The organism is Pseudomonas sp. SMN5 (genome assembly GCF_052041925.1).
GTDB lineage: Bacteria > Pseudomonadota > Gammaproteobacteria > Pseudomonadales > Pseudomonadaceae > Aquipseudomonas.
Map to the genome: position 1 here is coordinate 1 of NZ_JBKGGX010000015.1, position 25,007 is coordinate 25,007.

The 25,007-nt window shown below is 58.6% G+C and carries 40 protein-coding genes and 1 tRNA gene; 27 read left to right on the plus strand and 14 right to left on the minus strand.

What is annotated here, in order from left to right; translation table 11 throughout:
- The 4 genes from ACLEJR_RS16220 to ACLEJR_RS16235 all read right to left on the minus strand — a co-directional run.
- On the minus strand, window positions 1–591 hold a 591-nt coding region (locus tag ACLEJR_RS16220), incomplete at its 3' end, for a BRO-N domain-containing protein (protein ID WP_440815036.1).
- A 91-nt stretch (window positions 592–682) separates the two neighbouring features.
- Window positions 683–895, minus strand: a complete 213-nt coding sequence (locus ACLEJR_RS16225) for a hypothetical protein (RefSeq protein WP_440815038.1) — start codon at window positions 893–895, stop codon at window positions 683–685.
- Window positions 896–913: 18 nt separating this feature from the next.
- Window positions 914–1,123 (minus strand): hypothetical protein, encoded by a 210-nt coding sequence (locus ACLEJR_RS16230; RefSeq protein ID WP_440815040.1) that lies wholly within the window; start codon window positions 1,121–1,123, stop codon window positions 914–916.
- 29 nt (window positions 1,124–1,152) lie between these two features.
- Window positions 1,153–1,338: a hypothetical protein gene (locus tag ACLEJR_RS16235; protein WP_440815042.1), complete on the minus strand. Its 186-nt coding sequence runs from the start codon at window positions 1,336–1,338 to the stop codon at window positions 1,153–1,155.
- Window positions 1,339–1,434: 96 nt separating this feature from the next.
- Between ACLEJR_RS16235 and ACLEJR_RS16240 the strand changes: the two genes are divergently transcribed.
- From ACLEJR_RS16240 to ACLEJR_RS16300, 13 genes are all read left to right on the plus strand, one after another.
- Entirely contained in the window at window positions 1,435–2,100 is a 666-nt protein-coding gene (locus ACLEJR_RS16240) for a LexA family protein (protein WP_440815044.1), read from the plus strand.
- Window positions 2,101–3,241: 1,141 nt separating this feature from the next.
- A complete protein-coding gene (locus tag ACLEJR_RS16245) occupies window positions 3,242–3,427 on the plus strand; it encodes a hypothetical protein (protein ID WP_440815046.1) in 186 nt (61 codons plus the stop codon).
- Complete coding sequence (locus tag ACLEJR_RS16250; RefSeq protein WP_440815048.1) at window positions 3,424–3,609, plus strand: hypothetical protein; 186 nt, start codon at window positions 3,424–3,426, stop codon at window positions 3,607–3,609. The genes ACLEJR_RS16245 and ACLEJR_RS16250 overlap by 4 nt, the downstream gene beginning before the upstream one ends.
- A 63-nt stretch (window positions 3,610–3,672) precedes the next feature.
- Window positions 3,673–3,840 (plus strand): hypothetical protein, encoded by a 168-nt coding sequence (locus tag ACLEJR_RS16255; protein WP_440815050.1) that lies wholly within the window; start codon window positions 3,673–3,675, stop codon window positions 3,838–3,840.
- Between the two features lie 595 nt (window positions 3,841–4,435).
- The gene (locus ACLEJR_RS16260; protein ID WP_440815051.1) at window positions 4,436–4,876 is read left to right on the plus strand and encodes a DUF551 domain-containing protein; all 441 of its coding nucleotides are present in this window, start codon (window positions 4,436–4,438) and stop codon (window positions 4,874–4,876) included.
- A gap of 19 nt (window positions 4,877–4,895) precedes the next feature.
- Window positions 4,896–5,141, plus strand: a complete 246-nt coding sequence (locus tag ACLEJR_RS16265) for a hypothetical protein (RefSeq protein ID WP_440815053.1) — start codon at window positions 4,896–4,898, stop codon at window positions 5,139–5,141.
- A complete protein-coding gene (locus ACLEJR_RS16270; protein WP_440815055.1) occupies window positions 5,138–5,359 on the plus strand; it encodes a hypothetical protein in 222 nt (73 codons plus the stop codon). The genes ACLEJR_RS16265 and ACLEJR_RS16270 overlap by 4 nt, the downstream gene beginning before the upstream one ends.
- Window positions 5,356–5,493: a hypothetical protein gene (locus tag ACLEJR_RS16275; protein ID WP_440815056.1), complete on the plus strand. Its 138-nt coding sequence runs from the start codon at window positions 5,356–5,358 to the stop codon at window positions 5,491–5,493. Before ACLEJR_RS16270 ends, ACLEJR_RS16275 begins: the two co-directional genes overlap by 4 nt.
- 234 nt (window positions 5,494–5,727) lie before the next feature.
- A complete protein-coding gene (locus ACLEJR_RS16280; protein WP_440815057.1) occupies window positions 5,728–5,874 on the plus strand; it encodes a hypothetical protein in 147 nt (48 codons plus the stop codon).
- An 11-nt stretch (window positions 5,875–5,885) separates the two neighbouring features.
- A complete protein-coding gene (locus ACLEJR_RS16285; RefSeq protein ID WP_440815058.1) occupies window positions 5,886–6,752 on the plus strand; it encodes an ATP-binding protein in 867 nt (288 codons plus the stop codon).
- Window positions 6,749–7,420: a 3'-5' exonuclease gene (locus ACLEJR_RS16290; protein WP_440815059.1), complete on the plus strand. Its 672-nt coding sequence runs from the start codon at window positions 6,749–6,751 to the stop codon at window positions 7,418–7,420. The genes ACLEJR_RS16285 and ACLEJR_RS16290 overlap by 4 nt, the downstream gene beginning before the upstream one ends.
- A 7-nt stretch (window positions 7,421–7,427) precedes the next feature.
- On the plus strand, window positions 7,428–8,021 hold the full coding sequence (locus ACLEJR_RS16295; RefSeq protein ID WP_440815060.1) for a hypothetical protein: 594 nt from the start codon (window positions 7,428–7,430) through the stop codon (window positions 8,019–8,021).
- Window positions 8,022–8,090: 69 nt separating this feature from the next.
- A complete protein-coding gene (locus ACLEJR_RS16300) occupies window positions 8,091–8,399 on the plus strand; it encodes a hypothetical protein (RefSeq protein ID WP_440815062.1) in 309 nt (102 codons plus the stop codon).
- A gap of 7 nt (window positions 8,400–8,406) precedes the next feature.
- On the opposite strand, the gene ACLEJR_RS16305 is transcribed toward ACLEJR_RS16300, so the two are convergent.
- Window positions 8,407–8,784: a hypothetical protein gene (locus tag ACLEJR_RS16305; RefSeq protein WP_440815063.1), complete on the minus strand. Its 378-nt coding sequence runs from the start codon at window positions 8,782–8,784 to the stop codon at window positions 8,407–8,409.
- A 107-nt stretch (window positions 8,785–8,891) separates the two neighbouring features.
- On the opposite strand from ACLEJR_RS16305, the gene ACLEJR_RS16310 reads away from it, so the two are divergent.
- The 14 genes from ACLEJR_RS16310 to ACLEJR_RS16375 all read left to right on the plus strand — a co-directional run bounded on the left by ACLEJR_RS16310 (window position 8,892) and on the right by ACLEJR_RS16375 (window position 17,365).
- A complete protein-coding gene (locus ACLEJR_RS16310; RefSeq protein ID WP_440815064.1) occupies window positions 8,892–9,497 on the plus strand; it encodes a DUF1566 domain-containing protein in 606 nt (201 codons plus the stop codon).
- A 78-nt stretch (window positions 9,498–9,575) separates the two neighbouring features.
- A complete protein-coding gene (locus tag ACLEJR_RS16315; protein ID WP_440815065.1) occupies window positions 9,576–10,196 on the plus strand; it encodes a DUF1566 domain-containing protein in 621 nt (206 codons plus the stop codon).
- A 56-nt stretch (window positions 10,197–10,252) separates the two neighbouring features.
- Window positions 10,253–10,609: a four helix bundle protein gene (locus ACLEJR_RS16320; RefSeq protein ID WP_440815067.1), complete on the plus strand. Its 357-nt coding sequence runs from the start codon at window positions 10,253–10,255 to the stop codon at window positions 10,607–10,609.
- Between the two features lie 370 nt (window positions 10,610–10,979).
- A complete protein-coding gene (locus ACLEJR_RS16325; RefSeq protein WP_440815068.1) occupies window positions 10,980–11,981 on the plus strand; it encodes an RNA-directed DNA polymerase in 1,002 nt (333 codons plus the stop codon).
- A gap of 71 nt (window positions 11,982–12,052) precedes the next feature.
- Window positions 12,053–12,832, plus strand: coding sequence for a DNA cytosine methyltransferase (locus ACLEJR_RS16330; protein WP_440815069.1), 780 nt, complete (start codon window positions 12,053–12,055; stop codon window positions 12,830–12,832).
- 43 nt (window positions 12,833–12,875) lie between these two features.
- Window positions 12,876–13,196, plus strand: coding sequence for a hypothetical protein (locus ACLEJR_RS16335; RefSeq protein ID WP_440815071.1), 321 nt, complete (start codon window positions 12,876–12,878; stop codon window positions 13,194–13,196).
- Entirely contained in the window at window positions 13,193–13,573 is a 381-nt protein-coding gene (locus tag ACLEJR_RS16340) for a hypothetical protein (protein ID WP_440815072.1), read from the plus strand. Before ACLEJR_RS16335 ends, ACLEJR_RS16340 begins: the two co-directional genes overlap by 4 nt.
- A 323-nt stretch (window positions 13,574–13,896) precedes the next feature.
- A complete protein-coding gene (locus ACLEJR_RS16345; RefSeq protein ID WP_440815074.1) occupies window positions 13,897–14,220 on the plus strand; it encodes a hypothetical protein in 324 nt (107 codons plus the stop codon).
- A gap of 70 nt (window positions 14,221–14,290) precedes the next feature.
- Window positions 14,291–14,836, plus strand: a complete 546-nt coding sequence (locus tag ACLEJR_RS16350; protein ID WP_440815076.1) for a hypothetical protein — start codon at window positions 14,291–14,293, stop codon at window positions 14,834–14,836.
- A gap of 49 nt (window positions 14,837–14,885) precedes the next feature.
- Window positions 14,886–15,290, plus strand: a complete 405-nt coding sequence (locus ACLEJR_RS16355; RefSeq protein ID WP_440815077.1) for a phage protein NinX family protein — start codon at window positions 14,886–14,888, stop codon at window positions 15,288–15,290.
- 48 nt (window positions 15,291–15,338) lie between these two features.
- Window positions 15,339–15,704 (plus strand): hypothetical protein, encoded by a 366-nt coding sequence (locus tag ACLEJR_RS16360; protein WP_440815078.1) that lies wholly within the window; start codon window positions 15,339–15,341, stop codon window positions 15,702–15,704.
- A gap of 40 nt (window positions 15,705–15,744) precedes the next feature.
- A complete protein-coding gene (locus tag ACLEJR_RS16365) occupies window positions 15,745–15,930 on the plus strand; it encodes a hypothetical protein (protein WP_440815080.1) in 186 nt (61 codons plus the stop codon).
- Window positions 15,927–16,316 carry a helix-turn-helix transcriptional regulator gene (locus ACLEJR_RS16370; RefSeq protein WP_440815082.1) on the plus strand — a complete coding sequence of 130 codons (390 nt, stop codon included), beginning with the start codon at window positions 15,927–15,929 and terminating at the stop codon, window positions 16,314–16,316. Before ACLEJR_RS16365 ends, ACLEJR_RS16370 begins: the two co-directional genes overlap by 4 nt.
- Window positions 16,202–17,365, plus strand: a complete 1,164-nt coding sequence (locus ACLEJR_RS16375; RefSeq protein WP_440815289.1) for a tyrosine-type recombinase/integrase — start codon at window positions 16,202–16,204, stop codon at window positions 17,363–17,365. The genes ACLEJR_RS16370 and ACLEJR_RS16375 overlap by 115 nt, the downstream gene beginning before the upstream one ends.
- A gap of 79 nt (window positions 17,366–17,444) precedes the next feature.
- Here the strand turns inward: ACLEJR_RS16375 and ACLEJR_RS16380 are convergent.
- From ACLEJR_RS16380 to thrS, 9 genes are all read right to left on the minus strand, one after another.
- Window positions 17,445–17,521 (minus strand) — tRNA-Pro (locus tag ACLEJR_RS16380).
- Window positions 17,522–17,611: 90 nt separating this feature from the next.
- Window positions 17,612–17,968, minus strand: a complete 357-nt coding sequence (locus ACLEJR_RS16385) for a MerR family transcriptional regulator (RefSeq protein WP_003179985.1) — start codon at window positions 17,966–17,968, stop codon at window positions 17,612–17,614.
- Window positions 17,949–18,251, minus strand: a complete 303-nt coding sequence (gene ihfA, locus ACLEJR_RS16390) for an integration host factor subunit alpha (protein ID WP_002553164.1) — start codon at window positions 18,249–18,251, stop codon at window positions 17,949–17,951. Before ihfA ends, ACLEJR_RS16385 begins: the two co-directional genes overlap by 20 nt.
- Before the next feature lie 3 nt (window positions 18,252–18,254).
- A complete protein-coding gene (pheT, locus tag ACLEJR_RS16395; RefSeq protein ID WP_440815084.1) occupies window positions 18,255–20,633 on the minus strand; it encodes a phenylalanine--tRNA ligase subunit beta in 2,379 nt (792 codons plus the stop codon).
- A 27-nt stretch (window positions 20,634–20,660) separates the two neighbouring features.
- Window positions 20,661–21,677, minus strand: coding sequence for a phenylalanine--tRNA ligase subunit alpha (gene pheS, locus ACLEJR_RS16400; protein ID WP_047229332.1), 1,017 nt, complete (start codon window positions 21,675–21,677; stop codon window positions 20,661–20,663).
- A gap of 109 nt (window positions 21,678–21,786) precedes the next feature.
- Window positions 21,787–22,143 (minus strand): 50S ribosomal protein L20, encoded by a 357-nt coding sequence (rplT, locus tag ACLEJR_RS16405; RefSeq protein WP_039592831.1) that lies wholly within the window; start codon window positions 22,141–22,143, stop codon window positions 21,787–21,789.
- 30 nt (window positions 22,144–22,173) lie between these two features.
- Entirely contained in the window at window positions 22,174–22,368 is a 195-nt protein-coding gene (rpmI, locus tag ACLEJR_RS16410) for a 50S ribosomal protein L35 (RefSeq protein WP_002553160.1), read from the minus strand.
- A 60-nt stretch (window positions 22,369–22,428) separates the two neighbouring features.
- The gene (gene infC / locus ACLEJR_RS16415; protein ID WP_172679675.1) at window positions 22,429–22,980 is read right to left on the minus strand and encodes a translation initiation factor IF-3; all 552 of its coding nucleotides are present in this window, start codon (window positions 22,978–22,980) and stop codon (window positions 22,429–22,431) included.
- The gene (gene thrS / locus ACLEJR_RS16420; RefSeq protein ID WP_440792865.1) at window positions 22,980–24,902 is read right to left on the minus strand and encodes a threonine--tRNA ligase; all 1,923 of its coding nucleotides are present in this window, start codon (window positions 24,900–24,902) and stop codon (window positions 22,980–22,982) included. Before thrS ends, infC begins: the two co-directional genes overlap by 1 nt.
- Window positions 24,903–25,007: the final 105 nt, after the last annotated feature.

The window sequence follows — 25,007 nt, forward strand, 5'->3', positions numbered from 1 at the left end:
TGAGGAGCCGCCGGCGGCGTCAGGCGCGGAGTCGACGGCGTAGCCTGGCAGGAACTTGGCATCCAGGCCGTTGTTGGTGGCGATCTGGGCAAGCATCATCATCTTGCTCGACGGTGCTGGCTTCAGCAGGCGGTCGAAGCATTCCAGGATGGCGAGTTCGCCGACGATCTTGGAGTTGTTCGTTGGCTGGACCGAATAAGCACCGGTTTTGCGGATGGTCGGCAGGACTTGCCCCACAACCCATTCCTCGAATTGCTCGGCAGCGGGAAGCTTCGATTTCATCACCAGCCGATAGAGGTCGCGTTCTGGAATGATCTGCACTGCGCGGACCTGACCTCCCATTTCGGTATGGCAGGTGTTGACGGCTTTGCAGTGAGCGTTGATCGCCTTGGAGGTGTTGGCGTAGCCAAGTGCCTCGGCAATGTCCTTGGCGATGAACCATGGCTCGCCGTGCCCGTCGTCAATCACGCGGACCTGGAAGCCGTGGAAGTTGAATGGAGTCACTGAAGAAATTCGCGACACGTTTTCAGAGCTGCCAAAACGTGTCGCGACATTGGCCTGGGTATTGATCGTTTGGTTGGATTGATGCATGATTTGCTCCACAACGTGTTTAAGAGAGCCGGGCTGCAATCCCGGCTTTTTTTCGTCTCGAAGAAAGCAGGGCCCTCTTCGCGCACCGCAATTAGCCCCCTTCGAGGCCCTTTTTGTGTTCAACCAGTGAAAGCAGAGGCGCTTTGCGCTTCATCTGCTCCATCTGGGCCTGGATCGCGAGTGATCTACCTGCTTTCAGGTACTCTTTCGTCGCGTATTCGAGGCTCCATCCGAGCTCGACACTTAACTGTCTAACCTCGTCCTGAGCCCCTTCTTCCAGTAAGTCGAAGGTTCTTTCAGGCATAGGTCCTCCATAGGGCCCTTAAGCTGATTTATCCTGTGCGCAGGCATTCATCTCGCGGATCAGCTGAGCAGCTCCCAAGCGGCGGGCAACCATGGACAGCTCATGGATATAGGTGGCGAGCTGCATGCCGGCCTGCTTGGCCTCCATGCGCAGGTAGCGCAGATCCTCCGGGGTGTATCGCGCCTTGATCACAGCGCTGCGTTTATGTGCTGGGTCGTCGTATGCCATTGGTGAGGCTCCTTGGTTGTTCGAAAGGGTTAAGCGGCGGATTTCTTTAAGGTGTCCCGGTAAAGGCTCTCGATTGCTTTGCCTGTCTCGTACCGAACGTCCGCGCCTTTGCTGGCCCGGTGAATCGTCGGCTGAGTAGTCGCGATGCGATCAGCAATGGCCTTTTGGGAGAGCCCATATGCGAAAAGCTCGGTGAGCATTTCCTGAATAGTCATGTGTGCCTCCAATTCGGCAGCGTATTGATTTCATGATACGCAGTCGTATCGGCATAGGCAATACACTCCCGCAATACGTTTGTTTATTGGTGAGCCATGCACATTGGAGATAGGGTTGCTGCTGAAATGGCAGCGAAAGGCTGGAGCGAGGGGGAGCTGGCTCGGCGCGCAGGCGTTACTCAGCCCACAGTGCATCGGATAATTTCAGGAGAATCGAAGTCTCCCAAGCGCGACAACATAGAGAAAATTGCCAAAGCACTTCGCGTGAGCAGCAGGTGGCTATGGGATGGTGGGGTCAAGGAAGAGAATGAATCTTTTGACGCAAACGTCGAGCCGACTACAGGCCCGACACGCTATTACGAGTATCCGGAGATAAGTTGGGTGCAAGCTGGCGTGGCATGCGAAGCGATGGATTTGTTCAATGTTGGTGACTTCGAAGCCATTCACCCTTCCGATGCATGGGCGGGGCCTAATGGTTTCTGGCTAAAAGTCCGAGGCCCATCGATGACATCCACCAATGGAATGAGTTTCAGCGAAGGGATGATCATTCTAGTTGCGCCTGGCAGTGACGTCGAAAATGGGCAATATGTGGTAGCGAAGTTGATCGATACCAACGAAGCAACGTTCAAGCAGTTCATATGGGATTCTGGAAAGGCCTATCTGAAGCCTCTGAATCCTGCCTTTCCTACGGTAGAGGTGGACAACACCTGGACTATCGTTGGGCGTGTCGTGGACGCTAAATGGCCTCGATCAGTTCTGTAGCAACACCCTGCGGCCCTTCTGGGCCGCCCAATCAAATCAAGCGTACAAGGCGACACCCAACACCCATTGATAAAAGCCGCGGAATCGTTTGTTTTTGGTGCGCCGTCAGCCTGTCCTTCACCTTTACCTCAACCATCAAGACCTCCCTCCCGTTAGTCAGCTCTAGGTCCGGCCACCCATGCGCCATCGCGCCGTCATACTTCGCGTAAATATCCAGTAGTTGATGCCAAAAATCTGCTGGGTAAGCCTCAAGGAACAAATGAGCTATAGGCCTTCCCGACGGGGTTTTGGGCCAAACAGCGGAGCAGGCGCTGCATACTCTGGCGTAATCCTCGATTACTGAACCGGGATCAGTAAGTCGCGCATCCAAAACCTGGTGCATATCCTGGATTGGCTGCGCCGGGACGTCACGACCACCCGCAAGAACGCCCTCAAGCCCTTGCGCTGTCATTGGAACTAGATAGTGGATCGCATGCATCAAGGGCGTTCGAAGCGGGTCGACAGATTTGTACGGATTTCGCTCTATCAGATAAGGAAGTAGCAGCGCCCGGAATATTGCCCGGGTCAAATTTCCCTCTGTGTGCTCACCGATCCAGCCCTCATTCCTAAGCAATGCCAGAGCTGCCTCTTCAGGCGATCCGTTGTAGGGGAGCCCTATTCTTTGCTCTTTTAAGGGCCACCTTAGCCACTCTCCCAGTAAGACGGGGGCACCAGCCCCATACGCACAAACATCGACATCCATTTCAACTGACCCCACTGATCAAAGAGGGAGAAAGAATCTCATCAAAAATAATGCGTGCGCGTATTGACTCAATCGATACGCTGACGTATCGTCCATTCCATCGAGACGCCACAGCGCCTCGCCAGGGCCTCAACAGACCCGCCACACGACTGGTGAAGCCGCCAGATAGCACGGGATCAGCGAAATGATCTCCCAGCCCCGGAAAGCGGGACCGACTGGAACCAAGATCTTTAAGCGAGACGGATAGTTGAGCTGGGGTGACCGGGGAGCCGGCGCCAACGGTGAGACGCGACATTCGATTCAAGCCGATGACGGCCGCCAGCAGCGGGTCACGGCGCCACAGATTTACTGATGCCGCTTCTATGAGGCGGCATTGGAAATCAACTGGAGGAACGCAGCATGAACAAGGTACTCCGCATCAGCCTGCGCGGGGAGTTGCAGGTATTCACCGACAACGATCTGGCAGCATGCATCCGCGAAGCCAACCGGCTCAACGCGGAGCGTGGCTACGTCAGCAGCGTGCATGTCGTCGAGCTGGAAGATGGGCAGCGCATGACGGCGGCTGACTGCAAGGCGGCGGTATGAGCCTGCGCGACCAGGGCTTCAAGTTCTGCATCAGCCCGGACAAGCAGAAAGGCCGGTGGCTGCACCCGGCCGAGTTCAAGGTTCTGTACTCCGATTGGACCGACGTAACGGAATGGCCGACCGAGCAGCTGGTCGCTTTCCTGACGCCGGCGCCGGAACAGCAAGATCTTTTCGCAGCATGACGGACCTTTTCACTGATGCCCATCCAGTGTGGTGGGCATTGGGAAAACAATCGGGAGTCAAAAATGAAAATATTTGTAGGTGTGGGTGTAGCAGTCTGGTTTCTCACCGCGTGGCTCACGCATCTGTTCGTGTGCTTCAAGGCTGCGAGCTGGGGCTTTCTGATCGCTGGCGCAATCTTCTTCCCGGTGGCGATTGTCCACGGAACGGGCGCCTGGTTCGGAGCCTGGTAAACGATCAACCAGCGCCACGACAGCCCTGTCGTTAACTGCCCGAGCACCTGGTCCTCCCCAGCGCCAGGTCGCATCGGAGTGTGATCTGAACCGCCAGCAGACATTAAGGCGCTGGCAACTAGCCGAGACACGAGGGTTCGCGACCTCGGGAAGAAAGCGAGACCACGACCAGGCAGTGAGAAATCACCGGAGCGTGGCTTGAGGGGGCGCACTCAGAGGCGCAAAGCGGGGCTTGCCTTCCGCGCAGATCACACCCCGATGCGGACGAAACTGCGGCCTATACCGCCCACCTGCATCACCCAGCCCAACTGGAGATCACCATGCATAGCTGTACTGAAACTCAAGCGGTGTGCCGAGGGTGCGGCCTCAAGCTGCGCGGTTCGCCGTACTACAAGGGCGGGCTGGCATATCACCCTGCGCCTGACGGAATAGTGCACCGCAACTATTACGGCGGCTGGGTTTGCTCAAGGTCGTGTGACATCAAGGCGTGCGTTGAGCTTGAGGGCGACATGCCCGGCTGCTCTACCGTGAACAGCTACCAACGTCTCACTAGGGCGGCGAAGGAAAGCATTGAACGCCATTGGCCGGAGGCAGCATGAGCGATTGGATCAAGTGCAGCGACAGGCTGCCTGCCTACAACGAGAAAGTCCTGGTCTGCTTTGAGACAGCTCTCGGCACCCAGCAGCTCACCACGGCGGAGCTCAACCATCAAAAGCGGTGCGCCTCACCGGAAAGCCTTGCCTACGACGATATCTGGTACGTCTCAGTTGGTTGGGGCCACAAGATCAAACCAACCCACTGGCAGCCGATTCCGCTACCTCCATCAGATGAAGACGAGGACGAACGCCGGTACCTATTTGAGACTGGCGCCTACGAAGTCGAGCTTGGCCCAGAGAAGTGGGCAGCCATTCACGCCATCTTCGATAACTACAACTCGTCCGAGATCCCGAGCGAGGAATTTACCTGCTCTGAGGGGGATGTGAACGGGCTTGTCAGTGAAATTCTGATCGAGCTTGACTTGGCTCGCGCCGAATAACGCCACCCTGGAGGCGACTATGGCAACCAGTTACGCAGATAGCGCCCAGGCTCGGGCCTGGGACAGAGAATTCGATGAATTTGGCCGGCCGCGCCCATCTCACAAAGACCTGTACCACGATTATGGCGCCCTTCAGGCCCAGGCCCAGGTCAGGGAAGAGCAGCGAGCGATTGAGGCAGTCCGCAAGAAGGCTCTAGCGATTCGGATCAACGCAGCGGTTGATCAGATCGCTGAGTTTTGGGGGCTGGAGGTAAAGAAGCAATGAACGCCCACGCAATTGCAACTCACCGCATTGAGTTTGAGCTTTCCGCAATCCCGACATCTTTGCTTCCAGTGCTGACCGCTGACCGGGCGCGCATGGCCGCCTTCCTTTCAGAAGAGTTGTCCGCCATTACCACCAGCGAGCGCGACAACTACCTCAAGCAAATACGCGCTGCCGAACTGACCCGCTACGTCGAACTTTTACCAGGAGTAGGAGCATGACGATCATCGCTCGAAATGCGAAAGCTATGACTGAAGCCCTGCATAGACAGGGCTTTTTTCTGGTCGCCGACTTACCTGTCCGCATCAAGATTGAGACGCGGCGTGGAATGCTCATCGCGAGGCTGTTCGGATGAAATGCCTCGCCTGGATTCTTACTGCCGCTCTACTCATGAACATGCTGGCCTATACCGTAGTCAGGGATCGCCATGTTGCTTGTCAGGTGCCTCAGCTATCGCAGGTGTTGCGATGACCCGCCAGCAACTGCGCAGGCTCTACGTCTGGCGCGGATCGGCCATCGTCCTTCTGTTGTGCACCGCTTGGATGCTTGTCAGCGCCTATGCCGGTCACCTAACCGACTGAGACAACTTATGAATATATCCCCTCGAATGGCCGCCCAGATGGATTGGGCTCAGGTCGGTGAGTTCTTGCCGGAAAGGTTCACCGGTGACCAGCGCAAAGAATACGAAGACGAAGCCCGCCGCATACAACAGCAGTGGGACAACCAACCAATCTGAGGTAACTCAAGATGTTCAAAAAAGCCGAACGCAAGCAGGCCAAGCTACGGCTGGCACTTGCCGGGCCATCCGGTTCAGGAAAAACCTACTCTGCCCTCCTCCTTGCCATGGGGCTGGGTGGCCGGATCGCGGTGATAGACACCGAGCACGGAAGCGCCTCGCTGTACGCCGACATTGCGGATTTCGATTCGCTTGAGCTGAACGCGCCGTATTCCCCTGAGCGCTACGTTGAGGCTATCACCGCGGCCGAGCAGGCTGGTTACAACGTGCTGATCATCGACAGTTATTCCCATGAATGGACCGGTTCTGGTGGCTGCCTGGAAGCGAATGAGAAACTCGCCCACCAGAAGTTCAAGGGCAACACCTGGGCTGCCTGGAACGAAACCACGCCGCGCCACCGGCGCCTCACCGACAAGATTCTGACCAGTTCACTGCACATCATCTGCACGATGCGCAGCAAGACAGAAACCGTCCAGGGTGAGGGCAAGAAGATCCTCAAACTGGGCATGAAGTCTGAGCAACGCGACGGTACCGACTACGAGTTCACCGTCGTGCTAGATCTGACCCATGACGGGCACACCGCAATGGCGAGCAAGGACCGAACGAAGCTCTTCGAAGAGCCTGAGTTGATCACGCAGGACACCGGCCGGCGCCTGTTGGCCTGGTTGAATTCAGGCGTAAGCCCAGAGGATCGGGCCAAGGAACTGCTGGTTGATGCGCTGGCCGACATCGCATCTGCAAAGGACATGGCCTCGCTGCAGTCTGCGTTCAATGCAGCCAAGGCCGTAGCCGCGGGCTTCGACGACTTGATTACCCAGGTCGTCGCCGCCAAAGACAAGCGCAAATCGGAACTCTCTCCTGAAAGGCAGTCAGCATGAATGCATACATCTTCGACAGTGAAACAACCGGGCTGACCGACCCGCACCTGGTCGAGGCGGCCTGGCTGCAACTTGAAAACATCAGCAGCTTGGCCGTCACCGATGAATTCATCCGGCGGTATAAGCCGGGTAAGCCGATCGAGCTGAGCGCGCTGGCAACCAGTCACATTCTCGACGAGGAACTGGCTGACCATCCTCCACATACCGATTTCAGGCTTCCCCATGGGCTGGCCTACATGATCGGGCACAACGTTGACTACGACTGGCGAGTGATCGGTGAGCCGGAGGTGAAGCGCATCTGTACCCGGGCGCTAAGCACCATGCTTTGGCCTTCAGCAGATAGCCACTCTCAGTCGGCAATGATTTACCTGCATTACCGGGCCGAGGCCAAAGGCTTGCTCCAGAACGCCCACGCCGCGCTGGACGACGTGAAGAACTGCCGTTTACTTCTCGTGAAGATTCTCGACGCCTTGGCCGACATGTTGGGCCGGCCGGTTGGGGGCTGGGAGGAGCTGTGGGAAATATCAGAGAACGCCCGGATCCCCACGATTATTGGGTTCGGGAAGCACAAGGGCATGGCGATCGCCGATCTGCCAGCCGACTACAAGCGTTGGCTGTTGAACCAGGCCGACCTTGATCCCTTCATGCGCAAAGCGCTTTCTCGTTGAGGCCACCATGATCAGCAACCACCTCAGCCTGGTCGAGCACAACCGGCCACAGGCCGACGCCCTATCCGACCAGGTAGCCCAGTTCCTGGCAGCCGGCGGACGGATCGAAGTCGCCGAGCCCTTCGGGTACAAGCCCAGACCAATCACCTACAGCAATCAGATGCCACCGGCGCCAAAGCCGTTTGTGCGCCGAAAACCACAACCGGAGCCTGCCCCCGTCGCTGTGGTGGACATCCGCCACCAGGAAAGAATGAGACAGGTCGAAACGATCCGGTCGATGGCAGCGACACACACCCAGTCCGAAGTTGTCGAGAAGTTGGGCGTCAGCCGACGCAAACTCTACAACATCGCCCAGGAACATGGCCTGACGTTCAAGCGGCCTACCAGGGGTGGCGCAAACGACGCGCACCGGCAAGAGCATATGAAAGCCCGGGACGCAAAGTTCGCCGAGCGGATACGGGCCTTCCTTGAGCTGGGGATCACTCGGCGCCAGGTGTGCGGGAAGCTGGGGATCGCCAACAAGACCCTGGAACGCATCCTGGAAGAGCACGGAATTGACTACCCGAAAGCGCGACGCGGATGTACTTCATGCGTCGCATAGCTCGCACCCAACAACGCAAACGACAGACCTGGCTGGCACTGCCGGCCAGTGGAATTGAAGAGGTAGGCCATGGCCAAGAGCAACGCGCAATTGCAAAAAGACAAGCGAGCCAAGGAGAAGGCGATGCTCGATCGGATCGGCGCCGAGAAGCGTTCGCTGATTGTCTCGAAAGCGCTTGAAGATGCGCTTCAGATCCTCGGCGAGCGCCATGGCTTCGAAGAGTGGCAGGAGACGGTATCGAGCTTCATCATCAATCTGGCAGCGGCGCCTGCCGAAGAATCGGAACGCTTCGCGAGCATGTCGCGACCGGAATTGATTATTAAGGAGAAGTGGTCGCGCAAGCTTGAAGAATTTGCCGCGACCGGTGTTGAGGCGTAATCGAAGGCTACGGCGTGGATATACCGACTGGAAGCAAGTCTCCGAATCCCCAGACAACCGTCCCAACGAGAACAATGGTGACTGCGACGCGACCATACCAAGTCAGGCGCGGCAGATACTTCTTCTTGGTCCCGCTGAAACTCATTCCGACCATTCCGCCGGGCTTTAAAACTCCCAGCATCGCATCAGACTTGAGGTGCGCGAGGAAGGCGATTGCCGCCATTACCGCGCCAGCCCGAGAAATCCATGAGCTGGGCTTGTCAAACTCCCAGACGACTCCAAGAACAACAATCGGAACCAGTATCGCCAGGACCACGTAGCAAAAAAACCATTTCCGGTGCTGCAGTATTCTTTTTTCGTAATAGCACTCTTCTGTGTCGGTCATGCAGCTGGCTCCTTGATCCGACCCGATGCCGGTCACCCGTAATACCCCAACCCAAACCAAATTGCCACCACCGGTCACGGAGGGCGGCGCCATCCCGAGGAAACCCCATGAAATCCGAAATGGTGAAACTGGAACACAATGGCATCCACTTCAAAGTAGCCCGCCCAAGGCTGGCAGAGATTGCAATCGCCACCCTGCTCGCAAGCTCTCTCCCGCCAGCGGCCAATGTGCAGCAGGTCGAGCCAACCACCATCCCTGGACTGGGTGAGTACTGGCCCGGTCAGGGTGGCTACAACGGCGGCCTGGTGGCGGCTCGCGGCGATGTCCCGGCGCATTACCTGATCATCGCCAAGGACGATGTGGGCAGCCACGAATGGGGTGGACGCGGGGTTGACCTGGCCGGCACCAGCAAGACGGACGGTCTCTATAACACCCAATTGCTGGTCGGCGACGAAAAGGAGCACCCCGCCGCGAATGCGTGCGCTGAGTACCAGGCCGACGGTAATCATGACTTCTACCTGCCGGCCTGCGCCGAGCTGTACCACTGCTGGGTGAATGTGCCCGAGTTGTTCGCCAAGGACACATGGTACTGGTCGAGCTCGCAGCGCTCCGCCAACGACGCATACTACATGAACTTCGTTGATGGCATTCAGGACTACGACGGCAAGGTCTACGAGCTCCGCGTCCGCCCCGTCCGCAGATTCTTTATTTAATCCTTTATTCATCCGTTCTTGATCCGGCACCGGGGCGCAGCAGCGCCTTTTTTGTTGCCTTCGAAAAGAGGAAAGACCATGTCCGCAGTAGCTCAAGCAGCACCAGCTGTGACCATTCCAGAAATCGGCCAGCCCTTCGGTGGTGGCTTTTTCTCCGGCATCACCCGTGACCCGGAGACCGGCAAGCGTTACCTGAACATCACCGCCGGCGCCGAGCATGAGCTGGTCGGCGCCTGGGGCAAGTACGGCGAGAAGATCGAAGGCGCCGACAGCCTCACCAACAGCCGGTCCAACACCGAGGCTATGGCGGCCGCTGGCAGTGATCTGGCACAGAAGGTCTTGGCCCTGAACATCGGCGGCTTCAGCGACTGGGCGATCCCGGCGCGGGATGTGCAGGAGCTGCAATACCGGCACTTCAAGCCGACCACCGAAGCGAATTGGGAGTACGGGCGCAACGGCGACAACCCGAACAGCGAGCCGGTAGGCCTGCTGTACACCGATGAATCACCCGTCCAGACAAGCGTCGCAGCTTTCCGGGAAGGTGGCCCCGAGGCATTCCGCGACACTTGGTATTGGTCTAGTTCGCAGCGCTCCGCCAACTTCGCATACTACTTGACCTTCGATGGTGGCATTCAGCTCAACTTCGTCAAGGGCCTCGAGCTCCGCGTCCGCCCCGTCCGCAGTCAATTGATTGATTAATTCGCTTATTTAATCCGGCCGCTTGCGGCCGGTGGCTTTCATGGAGAAACACTGCAATGGGAATGCATACCGAGCTGGCGATCTACAAGGTTTCAATGGGCCTTCTCCAGATGGCTACGAACCTGACCCGAAACATCCCCCGCGACCTGAAACAGTCGCTCGGCAAACGAGTGATTGATGAGTGCATTGACGTGCTGATGTTGATTGCCCGGGCCAACTCGACCCGGGACAAGCATCCACACCTGACCTCGCTGGTAGAGAAGGTCCAGGTCATCGAGTTCCTGATGAGGCTTTTCAAGGACAGCCGGTTCATCAGCGTCCCGCAGCATGCCAAGGCTATCGAGGTCACCACCTCCATTGGCAAACAGGCCAACGCCTGGAAACGCTCTACCCCAACCGCGCCCGCCACTTGAGAGTTACGGCTTTCAGGTCTGTGCGAATTGAATCTGGTCGTGCCGCTGGCCCATGGGCCACCGCCATGCGCACAAGAGATACCGCCGGTCTAAAGCGTCCGTGTTGGTCTCGCGCAGTTTCCTTGCTGATCGGCTTTGCCTTCGACTTGGCGACGTAGATAGCACGATCGGTCGCAGCGCTCCGCCAACAACGCATACAACATGAACTTCGATGATGGCAATCAGAACAACAACGACAAGAACAACGAGCTCCGCGTCCGCCCCGTCCGCAGCTTCGACTGTTGGTCCCTACCCGTTTTCCGATTTGGTCCACGCCTATTACGACTGCCGCCGCACGAAGCGCAACAGCGCCAGCGCACTGGCTTTCGAAATGAATCTGGAAAGGAACCTGGTAGCGCTTCACAGCGACCTGATCGCCGGCACCTACCGGCCAGGCCGCTCAATCTGTTTCGTGGTTACCCGGCCAAAAGCCCGGGAGGTATGGGCAGCGGACTTTCGAGACCGCATTGTTCACCATCTGCTCTACAACCACATCGCTCCACGGATCGAGCGCAGCTTCATAGCGGACAGTTGCGCCTGTATCCAAGGGCGCGGCACGCTGTACGCCGCCAAGCGCCTTGAATCGAAAATCCGCAGCGCCAGCCAGAACTGGTCGAAGCCGGTGTTCTACCTGAAATGCGATCTGGCGAACTTCTTCGTCGCCATCGACAAGCAGGTGTTGTGGCGGCAGTTGGCAGCCAGGATCAACGAGCCATGGTGGCTGTCCCTGGCTGAAACGATCTTGATGCATGACCCTCGCGAGGATTACGAGGTGCGCAGCCCGGCCCACCTGTTCAATCGGGTGCCGCAGCACAAGCGCCTGACCGCGCAGCCGGCGCACCTCGGGCTGCCCATCGGCAACCTGTCGTCGCAGTTTTTTGCCAACGTCTACCTCGACGCTCTGGACCAGTTCGCCAAGCACCAGCTCGGCGCCAAGCACTACATCCGGTACGTCGATGACTTCGTGTTCCTGCATGAGTCGCCGCAGCAACTCAACGAGTGGAAGGCCCAGGTCGAGGCATTCCTGCCCAGCCTGGGCGCGAAGCTGAACCCAAGCAAGACCATCTTGCAGCCAGTTGACCGAGGCGTTGACTTCGTCGGGCACGTCATCAAGCCGTGGCGGCGCACGACGCGGAAACGCTCACTGGCCCAGGCGCTGAAACGAACTGCTCAGGCGCCCGCCGAGGGCCTGCGCGAAACGGCCAACAGCTACTTCGGACTTCTCAGCCAGGCCAGCCACAGCGAGAAGGATCGCGCCGCACTGGCTCGGGTCGTGTTGAAACGCGGCCATGTCGTCAACGGCGCGCTGACCAAGACCTACCCGAAACGCTGACCCGGCCCCATGCCGGGCCATCAACCAATAGCCCACAAACCCACTTCACGCCACCCTGGCGAGGCGAAGCCATGGCCGCTTACTACAACGAGTTCGACCCATACGCCGCCCAGTGGCTGCGCAACCTGATAGAGGCCGGCCACATTGCGCCGGGTGTCGTGGATGAAAGGAGTATCGAGGATGTCCACCCAAGCGACCTGCGCGGCTTCGCACAGTGCCACTTCTTCGCCGGCATCGGCGTCTGGTCGCTCGCCCTTCGGCGTGCTGGATGGCCAGACGATCGACCTGTTTGGACCGGTTCCTGTCCTTGCCAACCTTTCAGCGCGGCAGGCAAAGGGGCTGGGTTTGTTGATGAGCGGCACCTATGGCCGGCCTGGCACCACCTCATCAAAGAGCATGGCCCTCCAGTCGTCTTTGGTGAGCAGGTTGCAAGCCAGGCTGGCCTGCTCTGGATCGACCGCGTTCAAACTGACTTGGAAGCAGAGGGCTACGCCTTCGGGGCGGTTGATATCTGCTCTGCGGGGGTCGGCTCTGCCAATGGGCGCCAACGCCTTTATCTCGTGGCCGACACCGACGGTCAACGACTCCCGCGGCGGGAGAAACAGGACGTCCGGACGCAGCGATCCAGACAGCAAGCATCACGACGGTGTGACGCTGGTCGATGCGGCGAGGATGCATTGCCTTCCTCGATCGCAGTGGTCGGCGCCGACGGAGCATGTCGGCCACTTGAACCCGGAACTGTCCCGCTGGTTGCAGGCTATCCCACGATCGTGGAGCGACTACGCGCCTACGGAAACGCCATCAATGCTGAAGCGGCGACGCAGTTCATAGCCGCCTACATCGAAACATAACTCCCCACTCCACCGCCCGGGCCTGGCCCGGCAAGGACTCCCCATGCCTACAGAAAACCAACCAGGCGCGGTCCTCACCCGAACCCGCCGAACACTGCACTGCTGCCTCGACGTGCGCGGCTCACTCAAGACCATGAGCAAGCGCCAGCTCACCGGGTTGTTTCGTCATGACGACGGCACCAAGTGCACCGCCGACGAGGCGAAAGACCATCTGCTCGAAGCTTTGGCCCAGGGCAAAGAGGTACTGCCATTCGGCCCACCCTGTGAGGGGTTCGATTTCTCCGGCGGCGGTTGCCCTGGACACGACGATCCGCTGCCGGTTGTGAATGCCCATGATCTGGTATCGATGGAGATTGCAGGATGAGCGAAGTAAAAACCCTGGCAACCCTGGTGCTCGGCGGCGCATGGGACGCAACCGAGCTCGGCGAAAACGATATTCAGCCCGAATCGAAACTGATTGAAGAGCTTCAGCAGCGCCTGATCACTGGCTTTGATGATGTGCACATCCAGCTTGTCGACCGCGCCGATTTCGACCGGGTCACCGCCGAGAACCAGGCCCTACAACAGCGCCTGACCACGGCAGACCAGCGCAACGACGAGCTGGAAACGCAACTGGCTGACCGGGAGCAATCGCGCCGGGCTTGGTTCGATCAGTGCCAGAGCCTGGAGAGGGCCGCCCCTGTCTCCGCCAACATAATCGGCATCGTGCCAATGCCGCCGATGGAGTACGACGAGCCATGATTGATCTCAATGGCTTATCTCCGGCGGCCCGCTCTGCTGCAATGCGCAGCGGCACTGCAGCCTGGGGCAAGATCGGCGGCCTACCCGAGCAGATCCGATACATGGAACTGCGGCCCAGGCGCCCAGGCCGGAAAAAGAAATGCCACTGTGGTTGCGGCACACCAACAACCCATCTGGGCATGACCAATGGCGTGTGCTTGACGAGTGGCTGCGAGCTGTATGTCCGGCGCTGGGTAAAATCCCGATAGGAGTACATCTGTACTCCATCCCTCTATAACCCCTTCCCCTATCAAGCCTGCCCATGTGGCGGGATGGAGATACGCATGCCCGAAGAAACTGTTTTGATCCAGCCGGCACCCGTCCAGCGCGACGAGTTTGGTTTCTGGACTCACCCAGAGTGGCCGTCCACTGATGACGAACTGATCCCATATGCATGGTTCACCGATAGGGGTCTTGAGGTGCGCGAACGTGACTTCGAGAACGACGCCCCGGACGACCTGCAAGAATCCTGGTTCGCGAATGGCATCCCTGACTGCTCGGCCTGGCAGCCGACGCCTCCCGCTGGTGAAGGGTGGTTCATCTTCTCGATCCATGACGCAGACGATGGCCCTATCTGCGTGTGGGTTCGTCCTTTGGTGAACCCATGACCCCCAAAGCCCTGGCCCTCAGCGCAATCCTGTGGGGCCTTCTCATCCTCTCTGCTGCATTGGTGATGTCATGAGCAATAACATCGAATTGAAACGGCTGGCCGAGGCTGCTCCGGGCGGTCCATGGATTGTGGAAAACGATTCCCTTTACTTCAAGGATGACGGCTACACGCGGCATTTGCTGGATGCTGATGCGGGGCACGATGTAGAGGAAGAGAATTATAGCGCGGCGCTCGACTTCATCGCCGCTGCCGACCCAGCCGCAGTCCTGGCCCTGCTCGCGGAGATCGACCAACTCAAGGGCTTGATGCCTGGATATCCTCCGCGACCGCCGGACGGTGAAGGACTGCCTCGCTATGGCTTGCGCTGGAATGGCCCACAGCAGCCCCTGGCCGTGCCGATGGATAACGGCTATTGGACTCCCTGGCACCTGGCCGACCAACTCCGGGCCGAGAACGAGGCGCTGCGCCAGGATGCCGAGCGGTGGCGGTTTTTCAGTGTGCTGGCGAATGATCTTCAGGCTTTCCCGCACTCATGGGGGCAGATGACGCCCGAGAAAATGAACTTCATGTGCGATGAGGCAATGGCCGCCGCGGGCAAGGAGGTTCAGCCATGATCCTCCCCCTGCTCTACATGGCCTGGCTGGTGTACAGGGGGCCCAGGCCATGAACGAACTTATTGAAGTGAAGGTGGGCGACCTGACCGGGGCGGCGCTGGATTGGGCGGTAGCGAAGGCTGCCGGATGGGTTGCGGCGAGAATCGTCCCAATCCTGACGCCGAGCAAAACGTATTACGAGATCCAGGCGCCATCAGGCTTGCAGTTAAATCCTTCTGTGGACTGGGCGAGGTGTGGTCCGCTGATCGAGAAGTACCAGGTTGCCCCGATCCCTGAAGCACATGATGGCCTGGAAGGGACGGAGATGTCCGAGCGCTGGTATGCGGATATCTATTATGACGGCGGCGAGCAGTACACGACCGAGCATTGCGACAGCCCTTTGATAGCCGCCTGCCGCGCCATCGTCGCCTCGGTCTTTGGCGACACCGTCAACATCCCCGTCGAACTCATCTAACCCACTCCCCCTACATGCCTGCCGGTGAAAGGCGGGCGAGGTATCACTATGCGTGAGAAATCATCTATCCAGGATCTGCGAGGAGCCGACCTGGCGCTGTGGGCTGCCCGCGCCCAAGGAATTGAAGAGAGGCGGCAAATCAAGCTCTACGCCTCCGGCCCCTGCCTGTACCGGGACACTGGCCCGGGCGGCGAGCCATTCGCGTTTCGCCCCGACTCGCACCTCGGCGAGGCAGGGATCCTAATTCAGGAAATGGCTGAAGCAGGAATCTTGACCCTATTCGCCCATGGCGCGCAGTTCGAGGCGAAAGGGTTTGGGCATGTCGGGTTTTCGGGCTCGCCTTCCGAGGCACTGACACGCTGTTACATCGCCTGGAAACTCGGCCAGGACTTCGCTGCCACGCCGACCAACTGACCACCACCTTCTACCGCCAAGCGCGGCACGGAGCACAACCATGGCAACTGCAGAACTGCACGGCCAGAAGATCAACCCGTTCGAGCAGGGTTATGCGGCCTTTCTCAACGGGGTCGGCCTCAAGCAGAACCCGTTCGACACGGAAAACAACACGTCGCCATGCTCAAAGCAGCGGTGGATCGACGGCTGGGACAAGGCGCAGCGTGAAGCCTGGAGGAAGACATGAGCGCAGAACTCGCATTGCTACCGCGCTTCATCCGGGCAAAGCAGGCGCCGGCATACCTCGGCATGTGCAGGGCTGTGTTCGACGCTGAAGTTCGGCCATATGTCCATGAATTCCCAATCGGCGAGCGCGGCGTTGGATTCGACCGGCAGGAGCTGGACGACTGGGCGTCGGCCTACGTCGCAGCAAAGGCAATTGATAAAAAAGGTGCTCCAGGGCAACAATCGCCCCGCAGCGAGCGCCATAAAGGAGAAAAACTATGGCGCGAAAATCGATCACAGGCCTCTCCCAAAGGAAAGGTATCTGGCATATCGACAAGAAAATCAACGGCGAGCGACTTTACGAAACTACTGGAACAGCTGACCGGCAAGAAGCAGAGCGCTATCTGATTTTTCGGATGGAGCAAATTCGACAGCAGAAGGTGTATGGCGTAAGGGAGGTGAGAACCTGGCGGGATGCGGCGATGAAATTTCTCATCGAAATAAAGGACCAGCCCTCGTTCAAGCTTTCCGCACACCATATCGCTCAGCTGGACCCGTTCATCGGCGACATTCCTCTGACCCACATTGATGACCAGGCCCTGGCCCCCTTCATCAAGGACAGGCTGGCGGACAAGAAGCTGGCGGACGGGAGGATCCAGAAAGGCGTCAGCAACAGGACGGTGAATATCTCGATCGAGCGCGTGGTTCGGGTTTTGTCGTTGTGTGCCAGGAAGTGGCGAGACGATGAGCGCAGGCCGTGGCTGGACAGCGTGCCGATGCTCACGAAGCTGGAAGAGAAGAAGTCGAGCCGCAAGCCGTACCCGATGTCATGGCCGGAGCAGTCGATTCTTTTCGGGGAATTGCCGGCCCACCTGCAAACGATGGCGTTGTTCAAGGTGAACACCGGCACGCGGGAGCAGGAGGTCTGCAAACTGAGGTGGGATTGGGAGATCGCGGTGCCTGAGCTGGGCACCAGCGTATTTCTGATACCGGCCGACTTTGGTGGTCGGCATGAGCGCTCAGGGGTGAAGAACGGCGACGAGCGGCTGGTGGTGTTGAACAGCGTGGCCAAGTCGATCATCGAGAAGCAGCGCGGTATCAGCAAGGAATGGGTTTTCCCATACAACGGCTCCGCAATGCACCGGATGAACGACTCGGCCTGGAAGAAAGCGCGGGTGAGAGCGGCGAAACTCTGGCAGGAGGAAAACCTTCGCCCCGCTCACCCTGGGTATGCATCCATCAGGGTGCATGATCTGAAACACACGTTCGGCCGCCGACTGCGCGCAGCAGGCGTAACCGAGGAAGACCGCAAGGCACTTCTGGGCCACAAGAACGGCAGCATCACCAGTCACTACTCAGGCGCTGAGCTTGGGAATTTGATCGAAGCTGCGAACATGGTATCAGCAACCGATTCGCGTGGGCCGGTGCTGACAATTTTGAAGAGGAAACAGGCGTGAAAATTCAAGGAGTCACGCAAATGTCACGCACATGAAAAAGGCCAATGCTGCGAACACTGGCCTAAGTCATTGAAATATATGGTCGGGACGGAGTGATTCGAACACTCGACCCCTAGCACCCCATGCTAGTGCGCTACCGGACTGCGCTACGCCCCGACTAGGCGTGAATCTTGTTCCGCTTCTCAGCGGAACGCTCAGGAATATAACGCAAGCTTTTGAAAACTGGAAGTATTTAAAAGCAGAAATTTATTTCTTGAGCACCACCAGCACATCTTCAAGCTCGGCGATCATCTGGCGGATCATTTGTTTGTACTGGGTTGTGTCGTCTTTGGCCTCGTCACCGGAGAGGCGCAGGCGTGCGCCGCCGATGGTGAAGCCCTGGTCGTAGAGCAACGCGCGGATCTGCCGGATCATCAGCACGTCCTGGCGCTGATAATACCGGCGGTTTCCGCGACGCTTGACCGGGTTGAGTTGAGGAAACTCCTGCTCCCAATAGCGCAGCACGTGCGGCTTTACCGCACACAGCTCGCTGACTTCACCAATGGTGAAGTAGCGTTTGCCCGGGATGACGGGTAGTTCGTCGTTATGACTTGGTTCCAGCATAAGCCTCAACTCGGGCCTTCAACTTCTGCCCTGGACGAAAGGTGACCACACGGCGAGCCGTGATCGGGATTTCTTCTCCCGTTTTCGGATTGCGGCCAGGCCGCTGGCGTTTGTCCCGAAGGTCGAAATTGCCGAAACCGGACAATTTGACCTGTTCGTTGTCCTCGAGAGCGTGCCTGATTTCTTCGAAAAACAGTTCGACCAATTCTTTGGCCTCCCGTTTATTCAGGCCCAGCTCCTCGTACAGACGTTCCGCCATCTCAGCTTTCGTCAGAGCCCCCATACGTCACTTCCTTAACGTGGCGTTCAACCTGGTTTCGAGCGAGGTGAGGATATTCTGCGTTGCGGTATTCACCTCATCGTCATTAAGAGTGCGCGATGGATGCTGCCAGGTCAAGCCAACTGCAAGGCTTTTTCTATGCGGATCAATGCCTTTACCCTGATAAACGTCAAAGAGCCTGAGGTCCGTCAGCCATTCACCTGCATTTTCACGAATTACCGCCAGTACAGCGCTGGAAGCTACGTCGCGATCGGCCAGCAAGGCAAGATCACGCCGCACTTCAGGAAAGCGCGATAACTCCTGGAATTTCGGCATCTTACCCTGGGCCACATCCGCCAGAACCAGCTCGAAAACGAATACCGGACGATCAAGGCCCAGGGTTTTCGACAGTTCAGGGTGAATGGCACCTACATAACCGACTTCGCGACCGTCGCGCTCGATGCGCGCGGTCTGGCCCGGGTGCAACGCCGGGTGCTTGCCTGGCACGAAAGTGAACGAGTCAAGGGCACCAGCGAAGCCCAGCACCGCTTCCACGTCCGCCTTGACGTCGAAGAAGTCGACAACTTCGCGACCTTGCGCCCAGCCCTCCGGCAGGCGGCTGCCGCAGACGACACCGGCGAGCATCGGTTCCTGCTTCAGGCCGTCCAGTTGCCCCACGAAACGCAGGCCGCTCTCGAACAGACGCACGCGGTCCTGCTGGCGGTTCAGGTTGTGCTGGAGTGCCTTGACCAGACCCGGCCACAGGGACGAGCGCATGGCTGCCATGTCGTTGGAAATCGGGTTGGCCAGCAACAGCGGCTCGACGCCCGGACTGAACAGCTCGAATTGGCGCGGATCGATGAAGCTGTAGGTGATCGCTTCCTGATACCCGCGCGCGACCAGCAGGCGACGCAGTTCCGGCAGGTTGCTCCGGGCTTCGGCCTTGGCTTGCGGAGCCAGGCGAGCTTGTGGGTAGCGCACCGGCAGACGGTTGTAACCGTACAGACGGGCCAGTTCCTCGATCAGGTCGACTTCCAGGCTGATATCGAAGCGATGGCTTGGCACTTCAACGCGCCATTGCCCTGCCCCGTCAGCGCTGATGCTCAGGCCCAGGGCACTGAGCAGGCGCTCGACTTCAGCAGCCTCCATGTCCATGCCCAGCATCTGGGAGATACGCTGGGCACGCAGGGTGACCGGTGCGATCTTCGGCAGGTGTTGTTCGCTGACAGTCTCGATGATCGGGCCGGCTTCGCCGCCAGTGATTTCCAGCAGCAGGCCAGTGGCGCGCTCCATGGCTTCACGGGCCAGTTGCCAGTCCACGCCACGCTCGTAACGGTGCGAGGCGTCGGTGTGCAGACCATAGGAACGGGCCTTGCCGGCTACCGCGATCTGGTCGAAGAATGCGCTTTCCAGGAACACGTCACGGGTCGTCGAAGAGACGCCGCTGTGCTCGCCACCCATTACGCCGGCGATCGCCAGCGCGCGGGAATGGTCGGCAATCACCAGCGTATCGCTGCGCAAGGTGACTTCCTGGCCGTCCAGCAGGACCAGCTTCTCGCCCTCCTCGGCCATGCGCACGCGGATGCCGCCATTGATTTCGGCCAGATCGAATGCGTGCAGCGGTTGGCCGAGCTCCAGCATCACGTAGTTGGTGATGTCGACGGCGGCGTCGATGCTGCGCACGTCGGCGCGGCGCAGGCGCTCGACCATCCACAGCGGCGTCGGCTTCGACAGGTCGACGTTACGGATCACACGCCCCAGGTAACGTGGGCACGCCGTCGGCGCCAGTACTTCAACCGATCGCACTTCATCATGGACAGCCGCGACAGGCGCGACAGGCGGACGGGAAACCGGGGTGTCGTACAAAGCACCGACCTCACGGGCCAGACCGGCCAGGGACAGGCAGTCGCCACGGTTCGGCGTCAGGTCGACTTCGATGCTCGCGTCGTCCAGGCCCAGGTATTCACGGATATCCTGGCCCACTGGCGCGTCGGCCGGCAGCTCCATCAGGCCATCGTTGCCCTCACCGATCTGCAGTTCGGCCTGGGAACACAGCATGCCGTTGGACTCGACGCCCCGCAGCTTGGCCTTCTTGATCTTGAAGTCACCCGGCAGCTCGGCGCCGATCATGGCGAAAGGAATCTTCAGGCCCGGGCGCACGTTGGGCGCACCGCAGACCACCTGGAAGGTTTGCGCGCCATTGCTGACCTGGCAAACCCGCAGTTTGTCAGCGTCCGGGTGCTGCTCGGTGCTCAGCACCTCGCCCACCACCACACCGCTGAAGTCACCGGCGGCCGGCGTTACGCTATCGACCTCAAGACCGGCCATCGACAGACGAGCAACCAGCTCGTCCCGACTAACCTGCGGGCTTACCCAGCCGCGCAGCCATTGTTCACTGAATTTCATCCTGTTCTCCTAATAAGTTCGTGACGGCTAGCGAAATTGCGCAAGGAACCGCAAGTCGTTGTCGAAGAACAGGCGCAAGTCATTCACACCGTAACGCAGCATCGCCAGACGCTCGACGCCCATGCCGAAAGCGAAGCCCGAGAATTCTTCCGGATCGATCCCGGACATACGCAGCACGTTCGGGTGAACCATGCCGCAGCCCATGACTTCCAGCCAGCCGGTCTGCTTGCAGACGCGGCAACCCTTACCGCTGCACATCACGCACTCCATGTCGACTTCAGCGGATGGCTCGGTGAACGGGAAGTACGACGGACGGAAACGCACCGCCAATTCTTTTTCGAAGAACACCCGCAGGAACTCTTCGATAGTCCCTTTCAGGTCGGCGAAATTGATGTCGCGATCAACCAGCAGGCCTTCGACCTGGTGGAACATCGGCGAGTGGGTGATATCGGAGTCGCTACGGTACACACGGCCTGGGCAGACGATGCGGATCGGCGGCTGCTGCGACTCCATGGTGCGGACCTGTACCGGCGAGGTATGGGTGCGCAACAGCATGTTCGCATTGAAATAGAAGGTGTCATGCATCGACCGGGCCGGGTGATGGCCTGGGATGTTGAGCGCCTCGAAGTTGTGGTAATCGTCTTCCACCTCAGGGCCTTCGGCGATGCCGTAGCCGATGTGGGTAAAGAACTGCTCGATACGTTCCAGGGTCCGGGTGACCGGATGCAGGCCGCCGGAAGTCTGGCCACGGCCAGGCAGGGTCACGTCGATGGATTCGGCGGCGAGCTTGGCAGCCAGATCCGCCTCCTCGAACAACGCCTTGCGCGCATTGAGGACTTCTGTGACACGCTCCTTGGCGACGTTGATCAGCGCACCGACCTGCGGACGCTCTTCGGCCGGCAAATTCCCCAGGGTCTTCATCACCTGAGTCAACTCGCCCTTCTTGCCAAGGTAGTGAACCCGGATTTGCTCCAGGGCATTGATATCTTCAGCGCTTTGCACAGCCTCTAGTGCTTGAGAGACCAGCGCGTCCAGGTTTTCCATGTACAGACTCCAGATACAAAATAGGGGAAGAGCTTTAAGGCTCTTCCCCTATTTATGACGTTTAACACCCGGGCCTGCAGAGGCAAGCCCCGGTGACTGCCGGGGGTACTTAAGCCAAGGTGGCTTTAGCTTTCTCGACAATCGCAGCAAACGCCGCTTTTTCGTTCACTGCCAGATCAGCCAGAACCTTACGGTCGATCTCGATGGACGCTTTCTTCAGGCCGGCGATGAAACGGCTGTAGGACAGACCGTAGGTACGAGCACCAGCGTTGATACGAGCGATCCACAGAGCGCGGAACTGACGTTTTTTCTGACGACGGTCACGGTAGGCGTATTGGCCTGCCTTGATTACGGCTTGCTTGGCAACACGGAATACGCGGGAACGCGCACCGTAGTAGCCTTTAGCAAGTTTCATAATTTTCTTGTGACGCTTACGGGCAATGACGCCACGCTTTACACGAGCCATGAGTTACTTCCTCTATTCTTGATCCAAAAATTAACGAAGGCGCAGCATGCGCTCGACTTTTGCCACGTCAGACGGATGCAGCAAGCTGCTACCGCGCAGTTGACGCTTACGCTTGGTCGACATTTTGGTCAGGATGTGGCTCTTGAAAGCGTGCTTGTGCTTGATGCCGTTAGCAGTTTTCAGAAACCGCTTGGCAGCACCACTTTTGGTTTTCATCTTTGGCATGTTCGGATACTCCGCATTCAGTTGATAAACATAATCGCAAGGCCTGCCGTGCCCTGGTGATTACTTCTTCTTTTTCGGGGCGATGACCATGATCAGCTGGCGTCCTTCCATCTTAGGATGCTGTTCGACCGAACCGTACTCGAGCAGGTCTTGTTCAACCCGCTTGAGGAGTTCCATCCCCAGCTCCTGGTGGGCCATCTCACGGCCGCGGAATCGCAAGGATACCTTGGCCCTGTCCCCGTCACTCAGGAAACGTACCAGGTTGCGCAGTTTTACCTGGTAATCCCCTTCCTCCGTCCCTGGACGAAACTTGATTTCTTTTACCTGAATCTGCTTCTGGTTCTTCTTCGCCGCGGCAATCTGCTTCTTCTTTTCGAAGATCGACTTGCCGTAGTCCATCACCCGGCAAACCGGTGGGACTGCGTCTGCGGAGATTTCTACCAGATCAAGCTTGGCTTCTTCAGCAATTCGAAGCGCTTCATCAATCGAGACGATGCCAATCTGCTCGCCGTCAGCGCCAATTAACCGAACCTCGCGTGCCGAGATATTCTCGTTGATCGGGGCTTTCGGTGCAGCTCGTTTATCTTGTCTCATATCACGCTTAATAATAATTACTCCGAATCTGGGCGACCACGCCGGGAAACCGCTTGCGCGAGGAACTCGGCGAATTCGGCGACGGGCATCGAGCCCAGGTCAGCACCTTCACGAGTACGCACAGCGACAGTCTGCATCTCGACTTCCCGATCTCCAATAACCAGAAGATAGGGAACCTTGAGCAAGGTATGCTCGCGGATTTTAAAGCCGATCTTTTCATTTCTCAAGTCGGACTTGGCACGAAATCCGCTTTGGTTGAGAGTTTTTTCGACCTCGGCGGCAAAATCTGCCTGTTTATCAGTGATATTCATGATCACTGCCTGGGTCGGCGCCAGCCACGCGGGGAAGGCCCCTTCGTAGTGTTCGATCAGGATTCCGACAAACCGCTCGAAGGAACCGAGAATCGCACGGTGAAGCATGACCGGATGCTTGCGGCTGTTGTCTTCGGACACGTATTCGGCGCCCAGACGGATCGGCAGGTTAAAATCGAGCTGCAGGGTACCACACTGCCAGACGCGGCCAAGGCAATCTTTCAACGAGAACTCGATCTTGGGACCGTAGAAAGCTCCCTCGCCCGGCTGCAGATCGTACGCAAGGCCCGCGCTGTCGAGGGCTGCGGCCAATGCGGCTTCGGCGCGATCCCACAATTCGTCGGAACCCACGCGTTTTTCCGGACGAGTGGACAGCTTCATCTCGACTTCGGTGAAGCCGAAGTCGCGGTAAACATCCATGGTCAGCTTGATGAACGCAGCGGACTCCGCCTGCATCTGCTCTTCGGTGCAGAAGATGTGCGCATCATCCTGGGTGAACGCCCGCACGCGCATGATGCCGTGCAGCGCACCCGAAGGCTCGTTACGGTGGCAGGCACCGAACTCGGCCAGGCGCATCGGCAACTCGCGGTAGCTTTTCAGGCCCTGGTTGAACACCTGCACGTGGCATGGGCAGTTCATTGGCTTGATGGCGTAGTCGCGGTTTTCCGACTGGGTGGTGAACATATTGTCGGCGTAGTTGGCCCAGTGCCCGGATTTTTCCCACAGGCTGCGGTCGACCACTTGCGGCGTCTTGATCTCCAGGTAACCGTTTTCACGCTGGACCTGGCGCATGTACTGCTCGAGCACCTGGTACATCGTCCAGCCGTTCGGGTGCCAGAACACCATGCCCGGGGATTCTTCCTGAGTGTGGAACAGGCCCAGGCGCTTGCCGATCTTGCGGTGATCGCGCTTTTCGGCTTCCTCGATGCGCTGGATGTACGCCGCCAGTTGCTTCTTGTCGGCCCAGGCAGTGCCATAGACGCGTTGCAACTGTTCGTTCTTCGCGTCGCCGCGCCAGTAGGCGCCGGACAGCTTGGTGAGCTTGAAGGATTTCAGGAAACGGGTGTTCGGCACGTGCGGGCCACGGCACATGTCGACATATTCTTCGTGGTAGTACAGGCCCATGGCCTGCTCATCCGGCATGTCCTCCACCAGACGCAGCTTGTAGTCCTCGCCACGAGCCTTGAACACCTCGATGACTTCGGCGCGTGGGGTGACTTTCTTGATGACGTCGTAATCTTTCTCGATCAGCTGCTGCATGCGCTGTTCGATGGCGGCCATGTCGTCCGGGGTAAAAGGACGCTCGAAGGCGATATCGTAATAGAAGCCTTCGTCGATGACCGGCCCGATGACCATCTTCGCGCTCGGGTACAGCTGCTTGACCGCGTGGCCGACCAGGTGCGCACAAGAGTGGCGAATGATCTCCAGCCCCTCTTCATCCTTGGGCGTGATGATTTGCAGCGTGGCGTCGTTGTCGATCACGTCGCTGGCGTCGACCAGCTTGCCGTTGACCTTGCCGGCCAGGGTGGCCTTGGCCAGGCCCGCGCCGATGGATGCGGCGACCTCGGCCACGGAAACCGGGTGATCGAAGGAACGTTGACTGCCGTCGGGAAGAGTAATAGTTGGCATGGCGCCTCCTCTCCTAGTGGTGACCCCTACCAAAGGTCACGTGGGTTGGGATGAGCCAGTACAAGATCCAGTCCAGGCCATTCAATGATGAACGCCTGCCTTACA

Coding starts and splice junctions, on each gene's coding strand:
- ACLEJR_RS16310 (WP_440815064.1), top strand. CDS start 8,892: ATGAAATCCGAAATGGTGAAACTGGAACACAATGGCATCCACTTCAAA.
- rplT (WP_039592831.1), bottom strand. CDS start 22,143: ATGGCTCGTGTAAAGCGTGGCGTCATTGCCCGTAAGCGTCACAAGAAA.
- ACLEJR_RS16295 (WP_440815060.1), top strand. CDS start 7,428: ATGATCAGCAACCACCTCAGCCTGGTCGAGCACAACCGGCCACAGGCC.
- ACLEJR_RS16300 (WP_440815062.1), top strand. CDS start 8,091: ATGGCCAAGAGCAACGCGCAATTGCAAAAAGACAAGCGAGCCAAGGAG.
- pheT (WP_440815084.1), bottom strand. CDS start 20,633: ATGAAATTCAGTGAACAATGGCTGCGCGGCTGGGTAAGCCCGCAGGTT.
- ACLEJR_RS16360 (WP_440815078.1), top strand. CDS start 15,339: ATGCGTGAGAAATCATCTATCCAGGATCTGCGAGGAGCCGACCTGGCG.
- ACLEJR_RS16255 (WP_440815050.1), top strand. CDS start 3,673: ATGAAAATATTTGTAGGTGTGGGTGTAGCAGTCTGGTTTCTCACCGCG.
- ACLEJR_RS16340 (WP_440815072.1), top strand. CDS start 13,193: ATGAGCGAAGTAAAAACCCTGGCAACCCTGGTGCTCGGCGGCGCATGG.
- ACLEJR_RS16335 (WP_440815071.1), top strand. CDS start 12,876: ATGCCTACAGAAAACCAACCAGGCGCGGTCCTCACCCGAACCCGCCGA.
- rpmI (WP_002553160.1), bottom strand. CDS start 22,368: ATGCCAAAGATGAAAACCAAAAGTGGTGCTGCCAAGCGGTTTCTGAAA.
- ACLEJR_RS16245 (WP_440815046.1), top strand. CDS start 3,242: ATGAACAAGGTACTCCGCATCAGCCTGCGCGGGGAGTTGCAGGTATTC.
- ACLEJR_RS16345 (WP_440815074.1), top strand. CDS start 13,897: ATGCCCGAAGAAACTGTTTTGATCCAGCCGGCACCCGTCCAGCGCGAC.
- ihfA (WP_002553164.1), bottom strand. CDS start 18,251: ATGGGGGCTCTGACGAAAGCTGAGATGGCGGAACGTCTGTACGAGGAG.
- ACLEJR_RS16305 (WP_440815063.1), bottom strand. CDS start 8,784: ATGACCGACACAGAAGAGTGCTATTACGAAAAAAGAATACTGCAGCAC.
- ACLEJR_RS16315 (WP_440815065.1), top strand. CDS start 9,576: ATGTCCGCAGTAGCTCAAGCAGCACCAGCTGTGACCATTCCAGAAATC.
- pheS (WP_047229332.1), bottom strand. CDS start 21,677: ATGGAAAACCTGGACGCGCTGGTCTCTCAAGCACTAGAGGCTGTGCAA.
- ACLEJR_RS16330 (WP_440815069.1), top strand. CDS start 12,053: ATGGCCGCTTACTACAACGAGTTCGACCCATACGCCGCCCAGTGGCTG.
- ACLEJR_RS16240 (WP_440815044.1), top strand. CDS start 1,435: ATGCACATTGGAGATAGGGTTGCTGCTGAAATGGCAGCGAAAGGCTGG.
- ACLEJR_RS16290 (WP_440815059.1), top strand. CDS start 6,749: ATGAATGCATACATCTTCGACAGTGAAACAACCGGGCTGACCGACCCG.
- ACLEJR_RS16225 (WP_440815038.1), bottom strand. CDS start 895: ATGCCTGAAAGAACCTTCGACTTACTGGAAGAAGGGGCTCAGGACGAG.
- ACLEJR_RS16385 (WP_003179985.1), bottom strand. CDS start 17,968: ATGCTGGAACCAAGTCATAACGACGAACTACCCGTCATCCCGGGCAAA.
- ACLEJR_RS16230 (WP_440815040.1), bottom strand. CDS start 1,123: ATGGCATACGACGACCCAGCACATAAACGCAGCGCTGTGATCAAGGCG.
- ACLEJR_RS16355 (WP_440815077.1), top strand. CDS start 14,886: ATGAACGAACTTATTGAAGTGAAGGTGGGCGACCTGACCGGGGCGGCG.
- ACLEJR_RS16260 (WP_440815051.1), top strand. CDS start 4,436: ATGAGCGATTGGATCAAGTGCAGCGACAGGCTGCCTGCCTACAACGAG.
- ACLEJR_RS16320 (WP_440815067.1), top strand. CDS start 10,253: ATGGGAATGCATACCGAGCTGGCGATCTACAAGGTTTCAATGGGCCTT.
- ACLEJR_RS16265 (WP_440815053.1), top strand. CDS start 4,896: ATGGCAACCAGTTACGCAGATAGCGCCCAGGCTCGGGCCTGGGACAGA.
- ACLEJR_RS16370 (WP_440815082.1), top strand. CDS start 15,927: ATGAGCGCAGAACTCGCATTGCTACCGCGCTTCATCCGGGCAAAGCAG.
- ACLEJR_RS16280 (WP_440815057.1), top strand. CDS start 5,728: ATGAATATATCCCCTCGAATGGCCGCCCAGATGGATTGGGCTCAGGTC.
- ACLEJR_RS16235 (WP_440815042.1), bottom strand. CDS start 1,338: ATGACTATTCAGGAAATGCTCACCGAGCTTTTCGCATATGGGCTCTCC.
- ACLEJR_RS16250 (WP_440815048.1), top strand. CDS start 3,424: ATGAGCCTGCGCGACCAGGGCTTCAAGTTCTGCATCAGCCCGGACAAG.
- ACLEJR_RS16275 (WP_440815056.1), top strand. CDS start 5,356: ATGACGATCATCGCTCGAAATGCGAAAGCTATGACTGAAGCCCTGCAT.
- ACLEJR_RS16365 (WP_440815080.1), top strand. CDS start 15,745: ATGGCAACTGCAGAACTGCACGGCCAGAAGATCAACCCGTTCGAGCAG.
- ACLEJR_RS16285 (WP_440815058.1), top strand. CDS start 5,886: ATGTTCAAAAAAGCCGAACGCAAGCAGGCCAAGCTACGGCTGGCACTT.
- thrS (WP_440792865.1), bottom strand. CDS start 24,902: ATGCCAACTATTACTCTTCCCGACGGCAGTCAACGTTCCTTCGATCAC.
- ACLEJR_RS16325 (WP_440815068.1), top strand. CDS start 10,980: ATGAATCTGGAAAGGAACCTGGTAGCGCTTCACAGCGACCTGATCGCC.
- ACLEJR_RS16350 (WP_440815076.1), top strand. CDS start 14,291: ATGAGCAATAACATCGAATTGAAACGGCTGGCCGAGGCTGCTCCGGGC.
- ACLEJR_RS16270 (WP_440815055.1), top strand. CDS start 5,138: ATGAACGCCCACGCAATTGCAACTCACCGCATTGAGTTTGAGCTTTCC.